This window comes from Bradyrhizobium sp. UFLA05-125, from assembly GCF_059803515.1.
Genome location: NZ_JBANBJ010000175.1, coordinates 1 through 1,177 on the forward strand (window position 1 = coordinate 1; position 1,177 = coordinate 1,177).

Annotated in this window: 1 protein-coding gene; it reads right to left on the reverse strand. The window is 63.8% G+C overall.

What is annotated here, in order from left to right; all coding sequences use genetic code 11:
- Positions 1-10: 10 nt before the first annotated feature.
- A complete protein-coding gene (locus SO156_RS45810) occupies positions 11-949 on the reverse strand; it encodes an IS110 family RNA-guided transposase (protein ID WP_498539459.1) in 939 nt (312 codons plus the stop codon).
- Positions 950-1,177 lie beyond the last annotated feature (228 nt).

Consider the following 1,177-nt stretch of genomic DNA (forward strand, 5'->3'; position numbering starts at 1 on the left):
GTAGCAACCATTAAACGCCGAGGGTTTTTTCAGTCCACGGCGTTCCCCGTTGCACGACGGTGTTGGCGTAGATCAGCAGCTTGCGGGCGCATGCGATGAGAGCGGCGTTGTGGGCCTTGCCGGCCGCAGTCAGGCGGGCATAGAACGCCATGACGGCCTTATTCCAGCGGAAGGCGGCCGGTAGAGCCGCGGCGAACAGGGAGCGGCGCAGGCGAGCACGGCCGCCGGCAATGTGGCGTTGGCCCTTGTATTGTCCGCTGTCGTTGTCGAAGGGAGCCAGCCCGGCAAGGGCTGCGGCTTCTTCGCGGCTGACACGGCCGAGTTCAGGCATGCGGATCAGCAATGCCAGCGCGGTGCGTTCACCGATCCCGGGAATGCTCGTCACCAGGTCAAGGCGAACAGCGAGATCGTGGTGAGCGCGCAGTTGCTCGGCGATGTGACGGATCTGGGAGAGCCGGCGTGCCTTCAATCGGGCAATGTCATCCAGCACGATGCGGCGCAGCCCAGGCTTATCGAGATGCTCGAGCCGGGTCTTGAAGCGCTTGATGTCCTCCTCGATCTGCTCAAGGAAGGTGAGCTGCTCGGCGAGCTCCGCCAGGCGCGGATCCGGCGCGCTTCTCTCCTGTTCGAGCGAGGCCGCACAAGCGGCAATCAGCGCTGCATCCAGCATATCGTTCTTGGCGCGACGCAACCGTGAGCGGCCGAACGCCTTGACCTGGATCGGCTGAAGCACCAGCACGACGAAGCCGGCCGCACGCAAGTGCTCCACCACACCGCGCTCGTAACCGCCGGTCGCCTCGATCCCGACCCGCCTCACGCCAGCTTTGCTCAGCAGTTGCGCCAGTTTACGCCAACCGGGCAGGTCGTTGGCGACCTCCCAGCACCCGTCTCGACCATGAACTGCGATGTCGAGCTTCCCTTTAGACGTATCGATTCCCGCCGTCGTCATGCTAGTCTGTGTCATCCTCGTCGACCCTGCCTTGTGAAGCGAACCTGATTGTTCCGGCAACCATCCGGGTCCGATGAAGGTGCTGGCGCGATCCTGCTACAGGGCAGCCACAAACTGCTCAGGGTGGGCGCGATCCGATCGCCAGCGGCCTGCCGCGGTTGCAGTCGCGGCAGGCCATTCCTCTCGGAACACCCCGACAATATCTGATTGCGCTATTACAAGGGTGGG